This window comes from Janthinobacterium sp. PAMC25594 (genome assembly GCF_019443505.1).
Taxonomy (GTDB): Bacteria; Pseudomonadota; Gammaproteobacteria; order Burkholderiales; family Burkholderiaceae_D; genus Janthinobacterium.
Map to the genome: position 1 here is coordinate 5,448,669 of NZ_CP080377.1, position 21,065 is coordinate 5,469,733.

18 protein-coding genes are annotated in these 21,065 nt (G+C 63.4%); 10 read left to right on the forward strand and 8 right to left on the reverse strand.

The window, feature by feature from the left end:
- Positions 1 to 27: 27 nt before the first annotated feature.
- Complete coding sequence (gene rpiA / locus KY494_RS24515; protein ID WP_219136058.1) at positions 28 to 705, forward strand: ribose-5-phosphate isomerase RpiA; 678 nt, start codon at positions 28 to 30, stop codon at positions 703 to 705.
- Positions 706 to 741: 36 nt separating this feature from the next.
- Here rpiA and KY494_RS24520 read toward each other — a convergent pair whose 3' ends face one another.
- Entirely contained in the window at positions 742 to 1,266 is a 525-nt protein-coding gene (locus KY494_RS24520; protein ID WP_219888528.1) for a DUF6622 family protein, read from the reverse strand.
- A gap of 173 nt (positions 1,267 to 1,439) precedes the next feature.
- On the reverse strand, positions 1,440 to 1,712 hold the full coding sequence (locus KY494_RS24525; RefSeq protein WP_034750797.1) for an oxidative damage protection protein: 273 nt from the start codon (positions 1,710 to 1,712) through the stop codon (positions 1,440 to 1,442).
- A 219-nt stretch (positions 1,713 to 1,931) separates the two neighbouring features.
- Between KY494_RS24525 and kdsA the strand changes: the two genes are divergently transcribed.
- Positions 1,932 to 2,777: a 3-deoxy-8-phosphooctulonate synthase gene (gene kdsA / locus KY494_RS24530; RefSeq protein ID WP_219136060.1), complete on the forward strand. Its 846-nt coding sequence runs from the start codon at positions 1,932 to 1,934 to the stop codon at positions 2,775 to 2,777.
- Positions 2,778 to 2,825: 48 nt separating this feature from the next.
- Here the strand turns inward: kdsA and argA are convergent, their stop codons facing one another.
- Positions 2,826 to 4,136: an amino-acid N-acetyltransferase gene (gene argA, locus KY494_RS24535; RefSeq protein ID WP_046685875.1), complete on the reverse strand. Its 1,311-nt coding sequence runs from the start codon at positions 4,134 to 4,136 to the stop codon at positions 2,826 to 2,828.
- Positions 4,137 to 4,193: 57 nt separating this feature from the next.
- On the opposite strand from argA, the gene hrpA reads away from it, so the two are divergent.
- Entirely contained in the window at positions 4,194 to 8,363 is a 4,170-nt protein-coding gene (gene hrpA / locus KY494_RS24540) for an ATP-dependent RNA helicase HrpA (protein WP_258194414.1), read from the forward strand.
- Positions 8,364 to 8,378: 15 nt separating this feature from the next.
- On the opposite strand, the gene KY494_RS24545 is transcribed toward hrpA, so the two are convergent.
- Entirely contained in the window at positions 8,379 to 9,386 is a 1,008-nt protein-coding gene (locus tag KY494_RS24545; protein WP_375143357.1) for an IS110 family transposase, read from the reverse strand.
- Positions 9,387 to 9,774: 388 nt separating this feature from the next.
- Positions 9,775 to 10,338 carry a PRC-barrel domain-containing protein gene (locus KY494_RS24550; RefSeq protein ID WP_219888529.1) on the reverse strand — a complete coding sequence of 188 codons (564 nt, stop codon included), beginning with the start codon at positions 10,336 to 10,338 and terminating at the stop codon, positions 9,775 to 9,777.
- A 185-nt stretch (positions 10,339 to 10,523) separates the two neighbouring features.
- Here KY494_RS24550 and KY494_RS24555 point away from each other — a divergent pair, with 185 nt between their 5' ends.
- Complete coding sequence (locus KY494_RS24555; protein WP_308836399.1) at positions 10,524 to 11,765, forward strand: PHB depolymerase family esterase; 1,242 nt, start codon at positions 10,524 to 10,526, stop codon at positions 11,763 to 11,765.
- Here the strand turns inward: KY494_RS24555 and KY494_RS24560 are convergent.
- Positions 11,762 to 11,992 carry a hypothetical protein gene (locus KY494_RS24560; RefSeq protein WP_219888530.1) on the reverse strand — a complete coding sequence of 77 codons (231 nt, stop codon included), beginning with the start codon at positions 11,990 to 11,992 and terminating at the stop codon, positions 11,762 to 11,764. The genes KY494_RS24555 and KY494_RS24560 overlap by 4 nt on opposite strands.
- A 53-nt stretch (positions 11,993 to 12,045) precedes the next feature.
- Here KY494_RS24560 and KY494_RS24565 point away from each other — a divergent pair, with 53 nt between their 5' ends.
- Both KY494_RS24565 and KY494_RS24570 read left to right on the forward strand, forming a co-directional pair.
- Positions 12,046 to 13,260 carry an MFS transporter gene (locus KY494_RS24565; protein ID WP_219888531.1) on the forward strand — a complete coding sequence of 405 codons (1,215 nt, stop codon included), beginning with the start codon at positions 12,046 to 12,048 and terminating at the stop codon, positions 13,258 to 13,260.
- 83 nt (positions 13,261 to 13,343) lie between these two features.
- Positions 13,344 to 15,377 (forward strand): GNAT family N-acetyltransferase, encoded by a 2,034-nt coding sequence (locus tag KY494_RS24570; RefSeq protein WP_219888532.1) that lies wholly within the window; start codon positions 13,344 to 13,346, stop codon positions 15,375 to 15,377.
- A 34-nt stretch (positions 15,378 to 15,411) separates the two neighbouring features.
- Here the strand turns inward: KY494_RS24570 and KY494_RS24575 are convergent, their stop codons facing one another.
- Positions 15,412 to 16,677 carry a putative Na+/H+ antiporter gene (locus KY494_RS24575; protein WP_219888533.1) on the reverse strand — a complete coding sequence of 422 codons (1,266 nt, stop codon included), beginning with the start codon at positions 16,675 to 16,677 and terminating at the stop codon, positions 15,412 to 15,414.
- A 206-nt stretch (positions 16,678 to 16,883) separates the two neighbouring features.
- Here KY494_RS24575 and imuA point away from each other — a divergent pair, with 206 nt between their 5' ends.
- From imuA to KY494_RS24595, 4 genes are all read left to right on the forward strand, one after another.
- Entirely contained in the window at positions 16,884 to 17,594 is a 711-nt protein-coding gene (gene imuA, locus KY494_RS24580) for a translesion DNA synthesis-associated protein ImuA (protein ID WP_219136067.1), read from the forward strand.
- Positions 17,524 to 19,011, forward strand: a complete 1,488-nt coding sequence (locus tag KY494_RS24585) for a DNA polymerase Y family protein (protein WP_219888534.1) — start codon at positions 17,524 to 17,526, stop codon at positions 19,009 to 19,011. The genes imuA and KY494_RS24585 overlap by 71 nt, the downstream gene beginning before the upstream one ends.
- A gap of 84 nt (positions 19,012 to 19,095) precedes the next feature.
- Positions 19,096 to 19,800: a glutathione binding-like protein gene (locus KY494_RS24590; protein ID WP_219888535.1), complete on the forward strand. Its 705-nt coding sequence runs from the start codon at positions 19,096 to 19,098 to the stop codon at positions 19,798 to 19,800.
- A 69-nt stretch (positions 19,801 to 19,869) separates the two neighbouring features.
- On the forward strand, positions 19,870 to 20,628 hold the full coding sequence (locus tag KY494_RS24595) for a S9 family peptidase (protein ID WP_099762723.1): 759 nt from the start codon (positions 19,870 to 19,872) through the stop codon (positions 20,626 to 20,628).
- Positions 20,629 to 20,694: 66 nt separating this feature from the next.
- On the opposite strand, the gene KY494_RS24600 is transcribed toward KY494_RS24595, so the two are convergent.
- A complete protein-coding gene (locus KY494_RS24600; RefSeq protein WP_035827997.1) occupies positions 20,695 to 21,045 on the reverse strand; it encodes a hypothetical protein in 351 nt (116 codons plus the stop codon).
- Between the last annotated feature and the right edge of the window lie 20 nt (positions 21,046 to 21,065).

Here is a 21,065-nt window from a genome sequence, read left to right on the forward strand (position 1 = left end):
GCCATTCCCCACTTTAGCCTGAATGTCATGACCCAAGACGAATTGAAGCAAGCCGTAGCCCGCGCCGCCATTAACTATGTAGTCGATGGTGAAATCATCGGTGTCGGTACCGGCTCCACAGCTAACTTTTTCATCGATGAACTGGCCAAGATCAAGCACCGCATCAAGGGCACGGTCGCCTCGTCCGAAGCGACGGCCGCGCGCCTGGCAGGCCATGGCATTGCCGTCTTTGACCTCAACGACGTCGAGTCGATCGCCGTCTACATCGACGGCGCCGATGAAATCACGGCCAGCGGCGCCATGATCAAGGGCGGCGGCGCGGCATTGACGCGTGAAAAGATTGTTGCTTCCGTAGCGAAACAATTTGTCTGCATCGCGGACGGCTCCAAGCTGGTCGAGACCCTGGGCGCCTTCCCGCTGCCGGTGGAAGTGGTGCCGATGGCCCGCGCCGCCGTCTCGCGCCAGCTGGCCGCACTGGGCGGCACGCCCCGCTTGCGCCTGAAAGCGGGCAGCACCGAAGCCTTCATCACCGACAACGGCGGCGAAATCATCGACGTGCTGGGCTTGCAGATCGCCGACCCCGTGGCGCTGGAACAGCAGATCAACCAGATCGTCGGCGTCATCGCCGTCGGCCTGTTCGCCGTGCGCGGCGCGAATGTTTGCCTGCTGGGCATGCCGGAAGGCGTGCGTACGCTGGCCTACTAAGGTGATAGCCGGCGTTCGCCGGCGTTTGTACCTGTCTTACACGGCGGCCCCTTGCGGGCCGCTTGTCATATGCGCCTGGCGGTACACGGCCACGGTGCGCAGCAAGCCCCCGAGGAAGATGCCGCTGAAGCCACCGTAGGCGAGGCAGACTGGCACGCTGAAGCCGGTCGCATGGGCATAGGCCGGCACGATGGACAGGGTCACGGCGACCGCATATTTCATGCAAAAAATACTCATCATCAGGATCAACGGCACCCAGCTGCCGGGGCGCTGCACGCTGGCCCGCTCGGGTATGGCGACGATCTTGCGCGCATCGACCAGCGTCCAGGCCAGCGCCGCGCCGGCCACGGCGCCCGCCACCCAGGCGAATGGCGCGCTGCCGGCCAGGCCGAAGCTGCCGTACACGCCGCTCAGCGACAGGACCAGCATGACCAGGGGGATGATGCACAGCTTGCGCAAAGTCACTTCGCGCGCGCGGCTGGCCAGCACGCCCCGGTACACGAGAAAGCCCAGGATGGCCCAGACGTAGAGGGGGGTGTGGCTGAAGATGTGCTGCAACATGGTGTCCGCCTTGGTGTGAGGTTGTCGATGGACGTACTGTGCCAGCCGGCGGCATGGGCGGCGAGCGGTGTGCGACGAAACGGGGAGGCGGTGCCGTGAAACGGCGGGGCAGGGCGTGAAACGCAGGTGAAACTGCCCGTGGCGCGGCGGCCACGGGCGGGAATGCTTGACACTTACTCGGTAGGGGGCACGTAACCCATGGCCGCATCGGCGCCATCGCCGAAGAAATGCTTTTCCATTTGCGTGGCCAGGTATTTGCGGGCGCGCGCGTCGGCCAGGTTCAAACGGTTTTCATTGACCAGCATGGTCTGGTGCTTGAGCCAGGCGGCCCACGCTTCTTTCGATACCGATTCGTAAATCTTCTTGCCCAGTTCGCCCGGGTACGGTGGGAAATCCAGTCCTTCGGCTTCCTTGTTGAGTTTGATGCAGTGGATCGTGCGGGCCATCTGTGCTCCTGAATCAGTGTAGAGATAAAGCGTGATTATAAGGTACTTTGCGCCTGCCCTCGCGGGGCCGTCGCGGCCTGGCCACGCGCCGTTTGCCGCGCCCTTGCGCTGGATCAAATTTGATCTGCGCCGCCCTAGCTAGTAAGATGCCTTATCGCGCCAGCCGCTGGCTGCGCCTCGTCCAAGCAAGTAGTAACAATTAACTAATATGGAATCCCTATGACCTCAGTGAAAGTCCATGGCATCGACGTCAGCAATACAGGCAGCTTCGTGCTGTTTGGCGGCATCAACGTGCTCGAATCGCGCGATCTTGCCATGCGCGCCTGCGAAGAATATGTGCGCGTGACGCAAAAACTGGGCATTCCCTATGTGTTCAAAGCCAGTTTCGACAAGGCCAACCGTTCATCGATCCACTCCTACCGTGGCCCGGGCCTGGAAGAAGGCATGCGCATCTTCCAGGATGTGAAGGCGGCGTTCGGCGTGCCCGTGATTACCGACGTGCATGAGCCATGGCAGGCGCAGCAGGTGGCCGAGGTGGTCGACGTGCTGCAGCTGCCCGCCTTCCTGGCGCGCCAGACGGACCTGGTCGTGGCCCTGGCGAAAACGGGTAAAGTCATCAACATCAAGAAGCCACAATTTTTGAGTCCTGGCCAGATGGCCAATATCGTCGAAAAATTCAAGGAAGCGGGCAACGATCAATTGATCCTGTGCGACCGTGGCACCTGTCTCGGCTACGACAACCTGGTGGTCGACATGCTGGGTTTTGGCGTCATGAAAAAAACATGTGACGACCTGCCCATCATCTTCGACGTCACGCACGCGCTGCAGCAGCGCGACCCCGGCGGCGCCGCTTCGGGCGGCCGCCGCCAGCAGGTGGCGGACCTGGCCCGCGCCGGCCTGGCCGTCGGCATCGCCGGCCTGTTCCTGGAAGCCCATCCTGACCCGGACAACGCCCGCTGCGACGGCCCCAGCGCCTTGCCGCTGGACCAGCTGGAACCATTCCTGGCGCAATTGAAGGCGCTCGACGACCTGGTGAAATCGTTCGCCCCGCTGAATATCAGGTAATGATATTTCAGTAAAGAAAAAGCCCGGCATGCCGGGCTTTTTCACGTGTTACAGGGTTTTAATTAATACTTGGGATTTGCGCTGCCAGTTATACATATGCTGGCGGTCCTTCGGCAAATCGTCGACGGTGGCGGGCACGAAACCGCGTTTCTTGAACCAGTGCGAGGTGCGCGTGGTCAGCACGAACAGCTTGTTCAGGCCGGCGGCGCGCGCGCGGTTTTCCATGTGTTTCAGGATGCGTTCGCCGTCGCCCTGGGCTTGCACTTCCGGGTTGACCGTCAAGCAGGCCATTTCCGCCATCTTTTGCGCGGGGAACGGGTACAGGGCGGCGCAGCCGAAGATCACGCCATCATGCTCGATGACGGAGAAATAATCGATTTCGCGCTCGATCAGCTCGCGGCCCCGCTTCACCAAAGTGCCGTCCGCTTCCAGCGGTTCGATCAGTTTGATGATGCCGCCCACGTCTTCGATGGTGGCCTGGCGCAGGCTTTCCAGGTTTTCATGGCTGATCATGGTGCCCACGCCATCATGGGTAAACAATTCCAGCAAGGCGGAACCGTCCATCGAGAACGGCACGATGTGCGAGCGCTCGACGCCGTTGTGGCAGGCCTTGACGCAATGTTTCAGGTAGAACGCCGTGGCGTCGGGCAAGAAACCGGCCATCAGCACGGCTTCGGCCTGGTGCGACGACAGTTCGCGGATTTCCACGCCCGTGGCGTCTTCCATCATCGGCGTTTCCGTGATGAAAATGAGCTTATCGGCGTGCAGGGCGATGGCGGCGCTGCACGCCACGTCTTCCATGGTCAGATTGAACGCTTCGCCGGTCGGCGAGAAGCCCAGCGGCGACAGCAGCACCAGGCCGTCCGAACCGAGGATGGAATGGATGGTTTCGGCGTCGACCTTGCGCGTGATGCCCGTCAGTTCCAGGTCCACGCCATCGATCACGCCCAGCGGGCGCGCCGTGATGAAGTTGCCTGAAATGATACGGATGGCCGCATGCGACATGGGGGTGTTCGGCAAGCCCTGGCTGAACGCGGCCTCGATATCGAGGCGCAGCTCGCCGGCGGCTTCCTTCGCGCATTCCAGCGCGGCGATATCCGTGATGCGCACGCCGTTGTGGAAGCGGCCTTCGACGTTACGCAAGGCCAGTTGTTCCGCCACTTGCGGCCGCGAGCCGTAGACAACGGTGACATTGATGTCCAGCGCATGCAGCAGGGACAAATCATGGGCCAGCACCTGCAGCGCCCCGGCGCTGACGAGTTCACCGGGGAAGGCGACCACGAAGGTCTTGCCGCGAAAGGCGTGGATGTAGGGTGCGACTGAGCGCAGCCATTGGACGAATTGGGTAGGGTTTTCCATTAAGCGCATTATAATTCGCTGCGCGATGTGCGCGCTTAAAATACCTGTAAAAAAACAATGTCTTCAGCCAGCAATAAGTCTTCCCCTCCTTCCACCGTTGCAAATGTGCCCGCCAGCGCGGATATTGCCACGCCTGCCGCCGCGCCTGCGCAGGGCCGCCAGCGTCCGCCCGTGAGCCAGCAAAGGCAGCAGCCGCCGGGCGCGGAGCAGCCGAAACTACAACAGCGGCAGCAACAGCAGCAGCGCGCCCCGCGCGAGGGCCAGGAAAGCCGTGACGCGGCCCGCGCCGCGCGCGAGGCGGAAAAGGCCTTCCGCAATCCGCTGCCACCGATTACGTATCCGGAAGACTTGCCCGTCTCGGGCCGGCGCGCCGAAATCGCCAAGGCCCTGATGGAAAACCAGGTGATCATCGTCTCGGGCGAGACGGGGTCCGGCAAGACGACGCAGTTGCCGAAGATTTGCCTGGAACTGGGGCGTGGCCAGAAGGGTATGATCGGCCACACGCAGCCGCGGCGTATCGCCGCTTCCTCGACGGCCAAGCGCATCGCGCAGGAGCTGGGCACGCCCTTGGGCGAAACCGTGGGTTTCAAGGTGCGCTTTACCGACACCCTGAGCCGTGGCGCCTCCGTCAAGCTGATGACGGACGGTATTCTGCTGGCCGAGACGCAGACCGACCCGTTGTTGAAAAATTACGACACCATCATCATCGATGAAGCGCACGAACGCAGCCTGAACATCGACTTCCTGCTTGGTTATTTAAAGCAGCTGCTGCCGCGCCGGCCCGACCTGAAAATCATCATCACCTCGGCCACCATCGATGCGGAACGCTTCTCGCGCCATTTCGGCACGCCGGAAAAGCCGGCGCCCGTGATCGAAGTGTCGGGCCGTCTGTACCAGGTGGAAGTGCGTTACCGTCCTGTGGAACGGGAACAGGTGGCCATGCCGGGTGCCGCGAACGCCGACAAACCGGGCCAGCGCACGGCCGCCGCGCGCGAAAAGCGCGACTTGATGGATGCCGTCGTCGATGGCGTGGAAGAGTTGTGCCGCATCGGCTCGGGCGACGTGCTGGTGTTCTTGCCCGGCGAGCGCGAAATCCGCGACTGCGCCGAAGCGCTGCGCAAGCACCATCCGCCGCACGTGGAAATTTTGCCCCTGTTCGCCCGCCTGTCGGCCGAAGAGCAGGAGCGGGTCTTCAAGACCAGCAATGCGCGCCGCATCGTGCTGGCCACCAACGTGGCGGAAACCTCGCTGACGGTGCCCGGCATCCGCTACGTGGTCGACGCGGGCCTGGCGCGCGTGAAACGCTACAGCTACCGCAATAAAGTGGAGCAGTTGCAGGTCGAGCCGATCGCCCAGTCGGCCGCCAACCAGCGCGCCGGGCGCTGCGGTCGCGTGGCCGATGGCGTCTGCATCCGTTTGTACGAGGAGCAGGATTATCTGCTGCGGCCGAAGTTCACGGAGCCGGAAATCCTGCGCTCCTCGCTGGCCGCCGTCATCCTGCGCATGAAGTCCTTGCACCTGGCGGACGTGGAGACCTTTCCCTTCATTGAGCCGCCGCTGGCGCGCGCGGTGGCCGACGGCTACCAGCTGCTGCAGGAGCTGGGCGCCGTCGATGAGGTGAACCAGCTCACGCCGCTGGGCAACAAGCTGGCCAAGCTGCCGCTGGACCCGCGCGTGGGCCGCATGATTTTGGCCGCGCTCGATAACGCGTGTCTGACGGAAGTGCTGATCGTCGCCTCGGCCCTGTCCGTGCAAGATCCGCGCGACCGCCCGATGGAACACCAGCAGGCGGCCGACGAGGCGCACAAGAAGTTTGCCGATGAAAAGTCGGAATTCCTCAGCTATTTAAAAATCTGGCGCTGGTTCGAGTCCGCCATCGAGCACAAGAAAACCAACCGCCAGTTGCAGGATAATTGCCGCACGAATTTCCTGTCGCAGATGCGCTTGCGCGAATGGCGCGACGTGCACTCGCAGTTGTTGACCATCGTCAAGGAGCAGGGCTGGCGATTGAATGAGGCGCCGGCCACCTACGACAACCTGCACATGGCCTTGCTGACCGGCTTGCTGGGCAATATCGGCTTCAAGGGCGAGGACGAGCCTGGCGCGGGCTACCTGGGGGCGCGCGGCATCAAGTTCCATATCTGGCCCGGTTCCTCGTTGCTGAAAAAGCCGGGCAAGTGGATCATGGCGGCCGAACTGGTCGACACGACGCGGCTGTACGCGCGTTGCGTGGCGCAGATCCAGCCCGAATGGCTGGAAAAAGTCGGCGAACATTTGCTGAAAAAATCGTGGGGCGAGCCGCGCTGGGAAAAACGCTCGGCGCAAGTGACGGCCTCGGAGCGCGCGACTTTATATGGGCTGGTGGTGTACAGCCAGCGCCGCATCAATTACGGCAATTTCAACTTGCCGGAAGCGCGAGAGATTTTCATCCGCGATGCCCTCGTCGGCGGCGACTTCGACACGCGCGCGCCATTCTTTGCGCACAACCACAAGCTGATCAAGGACATCGAAAACCTCGAACACAAGTCGCGCCGGCTGGACGTGCTGGTCGACGATGAACTGATCGCCGCCTTCTATGACAAGCTGCTGCCGGCGGACGTGTGCAATGGCGCCGGTTTCGAAAAATGGCACAAGGAAGCCACGCGCGAGAACCCGAAGCTGCTGTATCTGAACCGCGAAGAGCTGATGCGCCACGAGGCGGCCGGCGTGACGACGGACCTGTTCCCGAAAACCATGTCCGTGACGGGCCTGGAAATGGGCCTGACGTATCACTTCGAGCCAGGCAGCGTGCGCGATGGCGTGACCTTGAGCGTGCCGCTGTATGCGCTGAACCAGTTGCCGCGCGAGCGCTGCGAATGGCTGGTGCCGGGCATGCTGAAGGAAAAAGTGCATCTGCTATTAAAATCCTTGCCGCAAAAGCTGCGCCGCCATTGCGTGCCGCTGCCCGACTATGCGGCGAAATTCTGCGAGCGCGTGCATGAAGCGGGCGTGTTCGGACGCGGCGATTTGATCGACGCCATCATTCTCGATATCCGCACGCAGATCACGATCAACGTGCTGACGACGGACTTCAAGCCGGAAACCCTGCCTGCCCATCACTTCATGAATTTCAAGGTGATCGACGAGCACGGCCGCCAGCTGGACATGGGCCGCAACCTGGCCACCCTGCAGGCGGAATTCGGCGGCCAGGCGCGCCAGAGTTTCCAGAAGCTGGCCGAAGTGTCGGGCGTGTCGGGCACGGGCACGCCCGGTGCCAAGGTGGCGGGCGCGCAAGTGGCGTCGCGGCTGCAGGCGCAGAACGCCACAGTCGCGGCAGGCAAGGGCGCAGCTACTGCCACTGCGGCCGCGCCGGCGTCAAGCAATGCCACCGTCTCGCAGCACATGGGCTTGACGGCCTGGACCTTTGGCGAATTGCCGGAGCTGCTCGAAATCGTGCAGGGCAAGCTGACCCTGATCGGCTTCCCCGCGCTGGTCGACAAGGGTACGCATTGCGACCTGGAAGTGTTTGACGACCCGACCGTGGCCGCGCGCACGCACAAGATCGGTTTGCGCCGCTTGTTCGCGCTGCAAATGAAGGAGCAGATCAAGTACGTCGAGAAAAGCATCCCTGGCCTGCAACAGATGGGCATGCAATTCATGGCCCTCGGTTCGCAGGAAGAGTTGCGCGAGCAAATCATCAACAAGGCGCTCGACATCGCTTGCCTGCAAGATCCGCTGCCGCTGGACGCCGCCTCGTTTGCCAAGCGCCAGGCGGAAGGCAAGTCGCGCCTGGTGCTCTTGGTGAATGAAATCGCCCGCCTGCTGTCGCAAGTACTGACGGAATTCCACGGCTTGCCCAAGCGGCTACAAAATATTCCCGCAGCGGCGGCCACCGATATCCAGTCGCAGTTGCAGGGCCTCGTGCATAAACGCTTCCTGACGGAAAACGAGTACACGCAGCTGGCGCACTTCCCCCGTTATTTGAAGGCGATCAATGTGCGCCTGGAAAAACTGCGCGCCGACCCCGCGCGCGATACCAAGTTGATGGCCGAATGGCAGTCAGCGGCTACACCCTACCTGCGCCAGGCCAAGGACCGCCAGGCCGGCAAGAACACGGACCCGAAACTGGTCGAGTTCCGCTGGATGCTGGAAGAGCTGCGCGTGTCCCTGTTTGCGCAGGAACTCAGGACGCCGATGCCTGTTTCTGCCAAGCGCTTGCAGAAGGTATGGGAATCGATGCAGCGGTAGATACTGTTATCCCCGTCAAGCGGCATGCAAGGCCGGATCAAATATTTTTCCCGACCTGAGCACACCAAATGCCACATGCACCAGCTTGCGCATCATGGCGCCGATGATCAGCTTGGGCGCCTTGCCGGCGTCACGCAGGCGCTGACCGAAGCGCTTGCCCCAAGGCGTCTTATGGACTGCCACCATGGCCGGCATGTACAGTGCCTTGCGCAGGAAGCTGTGGCCAACCTTCGACATGCGTGGCTTGCCACGCACGCTGGAACCCGACTCGTGCTGGCGCGGGTCGAGTCCCGCAAACGCTACCGCCTGCTTGGCGCTGTCGAAGCGGTCCGGATTGGCGTAGTAGGACAGCAGTACCGGAATCGTCCGCTCGCCCAGGCCAGGGATGCTATCGAGCAGTTCGCGCTTGTCGCGTAAATCCGGGTCGTCATCGATATGGCGGCGGATCGCCAGGATCAGCGCCTTGATCTCGGCGTCGAGCCAGGCAATATGATCCGCGATACCCTGGCGTACCGCCGCGCGCGCGACTTCAAGCCGGTTGCTTTCCTGCAGGCGCATCGCCTGCAGGGCATCCAGGCGCAGCACCAACGCGCGCAGCGATTGCTCGGCGGGCGATGGCGCCAGCCAGGGCTCTGGCTGGCGTTCGTGGGCGAAGTCGGCGATCAGTTGTGCGTCGACCTTGTCGGTCTTGGTGCGCACCAGGCGCGAAGCGCCGAAGGCCTTGATCTGGGCCGGATTGATGACACTGACCACCATGCCAAGTCCAGCGAGATATTCGGCCACCCCTTCCCAATAGGTGCCAGTCGCTTCCATGCACACCCTGGGGTTGCCGGCAGCGTGCTTCAGCAGCCATGCGTTGAGTGCAGTGAATCCTGTGTGGTTGTTCTCGACAACCTTGTTACGATGCTTGCCGTTGGGTAGGCGCAGCGCGCAGTCGAGCTTGGCCTTGGCAACGTCGATTCCTAAATTAAACATGCTGTGTTCCTCTTGCGATCTACCTTGCAAATGCGGGCTAACCGGCATGCCGGTGCCAAAGATACTGTCCGATCTTGACATGGAGGATGGGTAACTGGTGCGAGATCTACGGAGCTGGCTCGGGGCCTAAGGGCGGATACGGCATCCAGTTACCCGGTCTTGATATGCCTACCAAGATTTTGACAGCGGTCGATGCCGTTCGCAATACCACGAACGGCATGAGGGGAATAATACAAGGTCGGATTAGCGGGGCGAAGCCACGCGTAATCCGACGCCATCGTTGGCGCGACCGATGGTGCTGTGTTAGTGGTGTCAGCCGGGTTAACGGTTTGGCGGTTTGGTGGTGTTAACCGTGCCGCTGGTGGTGTCGGATTACGCGGCTGCGCCGCTAATCCGACCTACCCGACCTACCCTACCTACCCGACCCAGGTTCTACCTACTCATCATCGCTGAGCGATGAGCGCGAGCCGCCCTGGTTGCTGCCCGTGCCGGCGCGGCTGCCGCTCATGGAGGTGCCGGACATGCTGCCTTCGCTGTCTGATTGCACGCTGGCGCCGCCGCGCAGGTCGCTGCCCGATGGCATGCGGCTGCCCCCCATGCTGCCATAGCGCGTGCCGCTGCCATAGAACGCTTCCATCTGCTGGTTCCAGGCGTCGCTGCCCATGTCGGGCCAGTTGTTCTTGTCGAAACCGGGTGCGTCTTTCAGCTGGTTTTTTTCCACGTTCAGCAGGAAGCGCTTGTTGACGGGGTCCAGGGTTAGGCGTTCCCAGGGCACGGCAAACAGCTTGTCGCCCATGCCCAGGATGCCGCCGAAGGACAGCACGGCATAGGCGATTTGCCCCGTGCGCATGTCGAGCATGATTTCCTTGATGTCGCCCAGTTCCTCGTCGTTGTGATTGTAGACATCGTCGCCGAGCAGGGTGTCGGCCCCCATCAGGGCCGGCCCCGGGCCGTCGTGGTTGCGGTACATGCCCAGGATGTCGCGGTCCAGATAGCTCATGGTGTTTTCTCCTCTGGTGAAATGCTGATCGAACACCTAGCGTAAGCATACGCCCAAGGTCACGCTTGATCTGCCTCAATGGTGCCGGGGGCACTTTTATCGGTGCGCAAACGAACGGTGTTGTCAGCCAATTGCGGTACTCTATGCGTTCTACGGAGGAGGCCGCACATGCTGACGATGCAACGATGCAGAGGGATGAACTTGCGGTACGCTCCACCACGACACGCGCGCCGCTCGCCATGGTGAAGCCCGCCACCAAATGGCTGCGTGGGCTATTGCGCGCCGGTAAGGCGCAGCAGCGCACGGCGACCAAACTGGCCAAGGTGCTGTTCGGGCCCGTGCCCGCCAAGCCCAGGGTCCGCAAGGCCGTGGCCAAGACCGCGAAGGCGAGTCCCAAGCCGCGCGCCAGGCCCGCCAGCGATGCCGTGCCCGCGCTGGCGCCGTTTGCCACGCCCCTGTCTCCCCCGCGCGTGCGCAAGCGAACGGCGCCCCCGCCGGGCAAGTGGCTGGCCGCCCACTATGCGCCGTTGCCGGAACTGGGGCAGTTGCCGGGCCGGCGCCTGCCGTATTTCCTGTACCTGCCCGAGAAGGCGCCGAGCGCCGCCATGCGCAGCCGGGGCCGGCCGCTGCTGGTGATGCTGCACGGCTGCGAGCAGAGCGCCACGCAGTTTGCCGAAGGTACGCGCATGAACCGCCTGGCCGAACGCAAGGGCTATGCCGTGCTGTATCCGCAGCAATCGTTGCGTTCGCATGCGCGTCGCTGCTGGAAGTGGTACGACAAGCTGACGCAGGAGGGCGGCGGCGACGTGCGCCTGATCGTCGGCGCCATCGAGCAGGTGGCGGCCCGCTATGCGATCGACCGCGCGCGCATCTATATCTGCGGCATTTCCGCCGGCGCCGGCATGGCGCATATCGTGGCCCTGAACCATCCCCATCTGTTTGCCGCGCTGGGCCTGCACTCGGGGCCCGTGTTTGGCGCCGGGCATAACCTGATCGGCGCGCTGGGCGTGATGCAGCATGGCGCTGCCGCCCGTGCCGACGCGGCCATCGATGAAGTGCTGGCGCGCCAGCCCGCGTTTCCCCGCCTGCCGACCATCCTGTTGCAAGGGCTGGCCGACAAGGTGGTGCGGCCCATCAACCAGACGCAGCTGGTGCGCCAGAGCGTGCGCGTGAACCGCATGCCAGCCGATACGCTGGTGACGGTGCAGCGTCTGCCGGGCGGGGCGGCGGGCGGGCGCAATCCGGCCCATGCGTATGCGCTGCACGATTATCAGGTGGGCCAGGAGGTGCTGCTGCGCGTGGCGCAGGTCGAGCACCTTGAACACGCGTGGAGCGGCGGTGACGCCAGCCTGCCGTTCAACGACAAGGCCAAGCCCGACGCCAGCAAGATGCTGCTCGATTTCTTCGCCAGTCACCGCCGCCGCTAAGCCAGCCTGCCGCGCGCCGCAACGGCACGGCAGGCACTGGTACGCATGGCTCTTCTTTTTTTCCGCATGGCGGCGCTCTTTTCAGCCCGGCGCCATTGCTGCAGCGCCGTGTATTTGGCGTAAGTGGTATTGTTGCGGTATTTAAAAATCACAAAATCAAGCGATAAAAACCCTAACTGGTATACAATTGGTACACGTTTCAGTGTGATCCGTATCCGCCGTTCCATGCCCCGACGGCAGATACGCACTGACGGCAGCCACCCACGTTACGGAACGCGCCATGTCCATCAAGTCCAGGCAGTTGTTGTGGTTTTTTGCGTTTTTTCTCGTTTTTGAGTTGAATATCTATCTGTCGAACGACATGATCATGCCGGCCATGCTGGGCATCGTCGACGAATTCAAGGCGGAGGCAAAATTCGTCCCCCTGTCCCTGAGCCTGTATCTGCTGGGCGGCAGTTCGCTGCAGATTTTCCTCGGGCCCCTGGCCGACACGATCGGCAAGCGCAAGCTGGTGCTGACTGGTAATACCTTGTTCTTGCTGGCCACCTTGGCCGTGCCATTTGCCAATTCCATCGAGCAATTTCTCGCCCTGCGCTTCATCCAGGGCATGGGCTGCTGCTTCATCTTCATCGGCTATGCCATGATCCATGAACTGTTCGACGACATGGCGGCCGTCAAGCTCAGCAGTATTCTGTCGAGCACCACCATCCTTGCGCCCCTGGCCGGTCCCATCCTCGGCAGCGCCATCATCAGCCGGCTGGACTGGCGCTACGTGTTTTTTCTCTCCGGCCTGCTGGCGCTGCTGTCTCTGCTTGGCCTGTTCAAGAGCATGCCGCGCACGGCGCCGACACAGCCGCGCCTGGATGGCCGCGCCATCGTGCGCAGCTATGCCGCCATTTTCAGCAACGGGCGCTTCATGTTCGGCATGTTCACGGCCGGGCTGGCCACCGTGCCCCTGACGGCCTGGATCGGCTTTTCGCCCATCTTCGTGCTGCAGGAAATGGGCGCCTCCTACGCCACGTATATCGCGCTGCAATGCGTGATTTTGTCGGGCTTTGTGCTCAGCAGCATCGCCATCCAGCGCCTGCGCCAGGATTTTCCGCTCGTCCATCTGCTGCGCCTGGGCGGGCTGATCGCGGCGGGCGGCATGCTGGGCGCGGGCCTGGGCCGCCATCACGTCGATGTGTTTGCGGCCTGCATGTTTGTCTATTCCATCGGCTTCGGCCTGTTCAACGGCGCCTTGCTCCGCAGCGCGATTACGGCCAGCAAGGAGTCGATGACATTGACGACGGCCGCCATGAGCTTGCTGTATTGCATTTATCTGTCCGCCTGGCTGCAGCTGTACAACGTGCTGTGCCAGCGCTTCGGCTATGCGCTGGAAACGTATGCGCTGCTGAATATCCCCGTCATCGTGGTCATCGCCGCCTGCTTGCTGCTGTTTACGCGGGGCATGGCGGGACGCCGGGAAAGCGAGGTGCGGCTGGCCCGGCACTGATGGCGCCACGCTGCGCATGTCCCCGCCCCTGTTTTACCTCCTGCGACGTTGATTGACACTTTCCTGTGGAAAATGGTGCGCCCATGAAAATAGATGACCTGGCCTCAAAACACGATCAAGCAAAGATTTTCAGCCTGGAATACGAATTCCGCATCCACCGGCTGAAACTCGATTACATCACCCTGGCCGATGTCGGGCCGGCCGGCAGCGACCAGGAACAACTGGCCGCGCAGCACCAGGCGGGCGTCGCGGCCCTGCGCAGCTTTGTCGCCGGCAATTTTACGTATTTCAATGCGGCAAGCTGTTCCTCGCTCAGCTGCATCCCCACGCGCGCGCTGGGTGACGATGAGCGCTACCTGCACCGCATCTGGATGGGCGGGCCGCTGCCGGCCATCGCCTGTGAAGCGATTCAGCAGTGGGGCGCGGCGCTGGACGAGGTGCGGCACAACGGCGGCGCGCCGTATGTCTCCATCCTGTGGGTGTGGGATGTGCAGCAGCTGCGCAATGACGCGCGCTTCAGCCCCACGGGCGGCGCCGGGCGCTACACGATAGGCCGCTATGCCATCGGCGGCACGACCTTGCACATCAACTCGCTGCGCGCGCTGGCGCTGGACTTTGCGCCGGCCCGCTTCGACATCCTCGATACCCTGCATGCGCAGCGCTACTTCGCCACCTTGTCCGATTATTTCCGCATTCTCATCATGTGCGAATACGGCGGCATGTATATGGATGTCGATACGATTCCGCACAATCCCGCGACGATTTTCCTGATGAAACCGGAAGTGCCCGACTACTTCCAGCGCAACGCTGATGACAGTGAAGCGCGCCGGCATGTCAGCTGGATGAATCTGTTTCTCGATGAAACGGGCATGCTGATTGCCAAGAAAAACGACGCGGCGCTGCGTGTGATCCAGCGCAATGTGAACCTCGCCTATGCGGGTATCGATGGGGAAATTCCCCATTCCTGCCCGCAATTCGAAGCGCAACTGTTCGGCCAGTTCTATGCCGAATGGAAGAAAAACCTGGGCGTGACCGTGCTCAGTCATGCCGAGTTCTACCAGCGCTATGGCGTGCTGTATGACGGCGCGCGCGAAGCGGTGGCGGGCGGCATCCGCAGCATGCGCTTGCTGGACGATATCATTACCGAGATGCACATCCCCTTGAGCGACGAAGAGCGGCGCGCGTATGCGCGCTGCGTGGCGCGGCTAGCCGACATCGGCTGGCAGCTCGACGATCCTTTGCGCCTGCCCGACATCGTCGACGTGTTCGACATCGAGGAAGTGCCGCGCATGGCGTATGCGGCCCAGCTGCGGGCGGATATCGATCATTTTCACTATTACTCGGTGCTGTCGGACGACCCGCTATTGGACCGTGTGAATGACGTTTTTTGCCGCTACCTGCTGGCCCACCGTTCGCAGCATATTGCTGTCGGTAATTTCTGGCGTCCCACGGTGGGCCGCCACGGCAGCCGCATGCCGGCCATCGGCGATGCGGCCCCGCCAGGTGACGAGGCGCAGGCGGGCTTGCTGTCGCATGCGCCGCTCAAGCTGGTGGCGGGCGAACTGCTGGACGACGAGACGAAGAACCGCATGGCCAAATTGCTGTTTGCCACCAGCTACCTGGAATACTGTTCTTTTGGAAATAAACTCAATCTGCAGTTCGTCGAATTGCAGCGGCGGCAGAACATCGACCCGTATCTGGCGCACATCCACGGCCTGCATGACGAGGATGACCGCTTCATCGGCTTTTTCACGGCCGCGACGATGGACGAGTTCCAGGCCTGCGGCGCCGTGTCATATTACCGCGACGACATGAAGGCGCTCGACGATGCGTATGACGCCTTCGTGCTGGCGCATGCGCGCGCCGACGACTGTTTCGTCAGCAGCCTGGCCATCGACGAGAAATACCGGGGCCAGGGCTTGTTCAGGCAAATGTTCCATGAAATCCGCGACCTGGCCGGCCGCAAGGGCTGCGCGCGCATCAGCTTGACGGTATGGGAAAAGAGCGAAGCGCTGCAGGTGTATCTGCACAAGGGTTTTCGCAGCGTGGGCACGTTCGACTATGCCTACAGCCTGTTTTATGACCGGCTGCACTTCCTCGTGTACGAAGGGGATTAATGCGGCGGCCAGGGTGGCCGCCGCACTGCAGTGATTACAAAGCCAGGAAAGCCAGGGCCGCCACGGCCGTCGGCAGCAGGGCACCGGCCAGCAGGCCGACGGCGCCGATCGATTCATCCTTGAAACCGCGGCGCAGCAGGGATACGCCGGCCGGATTCGGCGCATTGGCGATGACGGTCAGGCCGCCACCGGCCACGGCGCCAGCCACCAGCATGTATTTCGCTTCGTCCGTCATGCCGACGATCAGCGATCCGAGGTAAGTCAGGGCCGCATTGTCGGTGATCGCCGTCAAGCCCAGGGCGCCGAAGAACAGGGCCAGCGGTTTCAGGCTGGAGACGATGGGCTGCAGCCACCATTGCTGCATGCCGCCCAAGACCACCAGGCCGCCGAGGAAGAAGCCGACCAATAAACCTTCCTTGAGGATCAGCGGGCTTTGATAACGCTCATACGCCTGCACGAAGCCGAGGAAGAACAGGAACAGGCCGAAGAACAGCACGGGATGGTGCGCCAGGGCCACCACGCCGCCCAGCACGATCATGTGCACGACGCTGACGGCCAGCGGCACTTTCGGCGCTTCCACGTCACCGGCTTTCGGCTTGATGTCGGAGGTGTTGCTGTGCAGGTATTTACGCAGCAATATGCTCACGCCCGTGGCGTTGACCAGCACGGCGATGGCGGCTTTCCAGCCGAAATGGCTGGCCATGTAGGCGCTGTCCCAGTTCCACGTGGTGGCCACCATCAGCACGGGCGGCGCCGCGTACGAAGTCAGGGTGCCGCCGATGGAAACGTTGACGAACAGCACGCCCAGCGCGCCATATTTCAGCCATTCAGGAATGCCCGGGCGAAAGATTTGCGGCGCCAGCATCAGCGCGGCCAGCGTCATGGCGGCCGGTTCCGTGATCATCGAGCCCGTCAGGGGCACGAGTGCCAGTCCCAGCCAGACGAGGGCCAGTTCCGTGCGCAGCGGCATGACGCGCGCCACGCCCTTGAGCAGGCGCTGCACGGCGTCGAGCACGGGGCGCGAAGCGGCCACCACCATGACGACAAAGACGAACAGCGGTTCCGTGTACTGGCGCGATTCGGCATACTCGATGGCCGCATCGCCGCCCGAGACAAAGGCCATGATGATGATCAAAATGAAAGCCCAGAAGCCGAACACGACTTCCACTTCGCCCAGCAAGTGCAGCAGCCCCCCGTGGCGGGGATGGCGCTGCGCCAGGGTTTCAAACGATTTGGCGGCGAAGGTGTGGATGAGCGCAAGGCCGAAGACGATGGCGCTGATGAGTTGGATGGTGGTCAAATGCGTTTCCTTATGGACGGAGGGAGCCGACTGGTACGTTGCCAGGCGGTAAGGAGAGTGCTTATGGTACAGCAATCGATGCCAGAAACGGGGTTTTTCGGACATGGCGGAGCGGCCCCGGGCACGCTATCTGACAGATAAGCCTTGCCAAAAGCCGGACTGGATAGTACTGTATATGCATACAGTATTCATCTTCATATTCAATTATGCAACATTCCGAATTGATGGCCGCGCCGGAAGCCTTGCACCCGTCTTTATGGCGCGCATCGCAGCTGGGGCAGGGCGCCACGCGCTGCCTGGACACGGGCTTTGCCGCCCTGTCCGCGCAGCTGCCCGGCGGCGGCTGGCCCAGCGGCAGCCTCATCGATCTGCTGGTGCAGCAGCCGGGCAGCGGCGAATTGCGGCTGCTGGCGCCCGCGCTGGCGCAACTGCCGGGCTTGCCCATCGTGCTGCTGCAGCCGCCCCATCCGCCGCAGGCGCTGGCCCTGGCCGCGCAGGGGCTGGCGCCATCGCAATTGCTGTGGCTCAAAAGCGCGGGCAGCAAGGATGCCTTGTGGGCGGCGGAAAACATCTTGCGCAGCGGCAGTTGCGGCGCCTTGCTGTTCTGGCAGTCGCACGTGCGCGCCGACAGCCTGCGCCGCCTGCACCTGGCGGCGCAATCGGGCAACACCCTGTTCTGCATGCTGCGCCCCTTGCACGGTGCGCAGGATGCGTCGCCCGCGCCGCTGCGCCTGTCCGTGCGCCCGGCCGCCGGCGGCATCGAGATCGGCTTCATCAAGCGCCGGGGACCGCAGCGCGACGCGCCCCTGTTCCTGCCCCTGCAACCTCCTTCTTTACTGCTACGCCATGCGACTCTGGATCGGCCTGTGCCTGCCCCGGCTCCCGCTCGAAGTATTTTGCCCGCGCTGGTCGGCTGACCAGCTGGGCGTGGTGCTGGAGCAGGAGCAAGTGATGGCCCTGTCGCCGCTGGCGCGGGCGGCCGGCATCCGGCCGGGCATGCGCCGTGGCGGCGTGCTGATGCTGGCGCCGCAGGCGCGCCTGCACGAGCGCTCGCCCGAACTGGAAGCGCAAGCCCTGCAAGCGGTGGCGCTGGCGCTGCTGCAATACTCGCCGCTGGTGGCGCAGGGCGAGGAAGCGACCCTGCTGGTCGACGCGGGCGCCAGCCTGCGCCTGTTCGGCGGCGTGCGCGCCCTGTGCCGGCAAATCGCGGCCAGCTTGCGCACGCTGGGCTACACGGCCCAGCTGTCGTGCGCCCCCACGGCGCGCGGCGCCTGGCTGCTGGCACGCGCCGGCACGCGCCGGGGCCGCGTGCTGGGCATGGAGAGTCTGGTGCGCCGCCTCGACGGCCTGCCGTGCGCCCTGCTGCCGCCCGCGCGCCCCTGGCTCGACTGGTTCGAAGGCATCGGCTGCCGCACCCTGGGGCAGCTGCGCCACTTGCCCCGGCCCGGCTTGCAGCGCCGCTGCGGCGGGGCCGTGCTGGATATGCTCGACGACGCGCATGGCCACGGCACGGAACTGTTCGTCTGGCTCGAAGCGCCGCCCACGTTCCGCGCCAGCCTGGAATTGTTCGACCGCGTCGAGCACGCGGACGCGCTGCTGTTCGGCGCGCGCCGCCTGCTGCAGCAGATGACGGGCTGGCTGTGCGCGCGGCAATTCGCCGTCGAGCGCATACAGCTGCTGCTGGCGCACGAGCGGGGCAGGGTGGCGCGCCCGCCCACCGTCATCGACCTGGCCTTAGGCGAGGCCGTCTGGCGCGACGAGCACCTGGTGCGCCTGCTCAAGGAGCGCCTGGCGCAGCTGGTGCTGGAGGCACCCGTGATCGGCCTGAGCCTGGAAGCGCTGCAGGTGCAGCCGATGGCGCCACCGAGCGAGAGCCTGTTTCCCGAGCCGGGCGGCACGCCGCAGGAGCGTCAGCGCTTGCTGGAATTGCTGGTGGCGCGCCTGGGCATGGAAAATGTCTTGCAGGCAGTGCCGCGCGCCGATTACCGTCCCGAGGCGGCCAACCAGTGGCTGCCGCTGCCGGCCAAGCCCGTTTCAAGAAGCGCGGCACCCGACTTGCCGCCCGGCTTGCCCGGCATGCCCCGTCCCGGCTGGCTGCTGGCCCAGCCCGTCGCCCTGTTGATGCGCGAGCACCGGCCGTTTTATGGCTCGCCCCTGAAAATGGTGTCCGTAGCCGAACGCATCGAAGCGGGCTGGTGGGGCCAGTCGCAGGCGCGCGATTATTTTATTGCCGAAGGCCTCGACCACGCCCACTACTGGGTCTACCGCGAACGCATCGCCGGCAGCGCGGAAGACGCGGCGCCGCGCTGGTTTTTGCATGGCTTGTTTGGCTGAAGGCGCTGTCCTGCTGAAACGGCCATGCTTGGCTATACTTGCTTTCTTGCTTGCGCCGCGTCAACCACTTCAATAAGGATTTTCATGTCCCAACTTTCCGACTTCCCCATCACCCAAAAATGGCCTGCCCGGCATCCCGAGCGCCTGCAGCTGTACTCGCTGCCGACGCCGAACGGCATCAAGGTCTCCATCCTGCTGGAAGAGCTGGGCCTGGCGTACGAGCCGCACCTGGTCAGCTTCGAGCAAAACGACCAGCTGTCGCCCGCCTTCCTGTCGCTCAATCCGAACAACAAGATTCCCGCCATCCTCGATCCGGACGGTCCCGATGGCAAGCCGCTGGCCCTGTTCGAGTCGGGCGCCATCCTGCTGTACCTGGCGGAAAAGACGGGCAAGTTCCTGCCGCAGGATGCGGGCCTGCGCTATGAAACAATACAATGGCTGATGTTCCAGATGGGCGGTATCGGCCCCATGTTCGGCCAGGTGGGCTTCTTCCACAAGTTTGCCGGCAAGGAGTACGAAGACAAGCGTCCGCTGGAGCGCTATCTCGGCGAGGCAAAGCGCCTGCTGGGCGTGCTCGAGCAGCGCCTGCAGGGCCGCGACTGGATCATGGGGAGTCAGTACACGATTGCCGACATCGCCATCTTCCCGTGGGTGCGCTGCCTGGTGGGTTTTTATGGCGCGGGCGAGCTGGTCGGTTTTAATAACTTCCCGAATGTGCGGCGCGTGCTGGACGCGTTCCTGGCCCGGCCTGCCGTCATCAAGGGCGTCGATATCCCATCGCGTGGCTAAAACAGCTGTGGCCGGGCGGCGCTACAATGCGCCATCGGCCGCGCTGCGCGGCAGCTTTGATCTGAGACAATGAAATCCACCCGGCAAGATTTTCCCGGCGCGCACGGCCATGTGCTGGCGGCGCGCCTCGACGCGCCCGACGGCGCCATCCGCGCCTACGCGCTGTTCGCCCACTGTTTTACCTGCGGCAAGGACGTGCTGGCCGCGCGGCGCATCGCGCAAGGCTTGACGCAACACGGCATCGCCGTGCTGCGCTTCGACTTTACGGGACTGGGCGCCAGCGAGGGTGAGTTTGCCGCCACGAATTTTTCGTCGAACGTCGACGACCTGCTGGCCGCCGCCGATTTCTTGCGGGCAAAACACGCTGCGCCGCAATTGCTGATCGGCCACAGCCTGGGCGGCGCCGCCGTGCTGGCGGCCGCCGCGCAAGTGCCGGAAGCGACGGCCGTGGTGACCCTGGCCGCCCCCAGCACGCCCGCGTATGTCACGCGCATGTTCAGCGCGCACCTGGAGCAAATCGCCGCCGAAGGCGAGGCGCTGGTCCAACTGGAAGGGCGGCCTTTCCGCATCCGCCAGCAATTCGTCGACGACGCGGGCAGCCACAGCCTGAAGGCCCATATCGCTGGCCTGCGCCGCGCCCTGCTGGTGATGCACGCGCCCAATGACACGACCGTGAGCCTGTCGAACGCGATGGATATTTTCACTGCCGCCAAGCACCCGAAAAGTTTTGTGTCGCTCGACGATGCCGACCATTTATTGACGGGGCGCGATGACGCCGCGTATGTCGCCAATGTGATTGCCGCCTGGAGCGCGCGCTACCTGGCATAAATCGCCGCCCATGAAAAACGCCGTACCGGCAAGTCGCGGGTACGGCGCAGATGGGGAGAAAACGGCTTAGTCCTCGTCGAACTCGGCCGAAAGATCCTTCCAGCCTTTACTGATTGCAAAGGCGGAAAACTCTTCCGGCGCTTCCAGGACGATCAGTTTCTTGTCTTGCAAGCCCAGGTCGCCATGGCCGAAGTCGGGGCCCACGTAGCCGAGGCTGCGCAAGCGGGCCAGGATGTGGCCGACCAGGGTCTTGTCCTTGTAGGCGCCCGCTTCGAGTGGAGCGGCGAAATCGACGTAGACGTCGATGATGCCGTAGCCTTCGTCGAAGATGCGGATGGCCTTGATGTCGTGGGCACGGCCGGAGCCGTCGGTGGCCTTGAAGGGGCCGCTGAGCTGGATGTCGGTGTCATTGTTCATGCCGCCAGCATACACCAAAA